This window comes from Arthrobacter sp. Y3225116, assembly GCF_059091245.1.
Genome location: NZ_JBNHGL010000587.1, coordinates 1 through 367, shown reverse-complemented (window position 1 = coordinate 367; position 367 = coordinate 1). Strand labels below are relative to the sequence as shown.

The following is a 367-nucleotide window of genomic DNA, read 5'->3' as shown; positions in this document are numbered from 1 at the left end:
GGCGCTGCCGGCGCCCGGCGGCGTAGGGCACGGCGGCGGCCAGCAGGGACATGGCGCTGAAGACCAGGAAGAACCACATGCCCGTCAGCAGGGCCAGCGCGAGCCCGGCGAGCAACGGAAGCCCGGCCAGCAGCAACGCCGTCCTGGCCCGTGGCTCCGGAGGCTTTTCGGCCACGGGCACCGGATCGGCCAGGTCCGTGTCAGGCCGGAACGGTTCGTCCGGTTCGCTGCCTACGACCAGCCGCAACCGGCTGCCGCCGATCCGCACGCTGCGGCCGGCCCGCAGCACGACCTGCCTGGTGCGCCGGCCACGCCAGACGATGCCGTTGGACGACCCGGCGTCGCGCAGCATCACCTGGCGGTCGGT

1 protein-coding gene is annotated in these 367 nt (G+C 74.1%); it reads right to left on the bottom strand.

Features of this window, described 5'->3' with window-relative positions; translation table 11 throughout:
• On the bottom strand, window positions 1–367 hold a 367-nt coding region (locus AC5RV2_RS19090; RefSeq protein ID WP_494093630.1), incomplete at both ends, for an FHA domain-containing protein.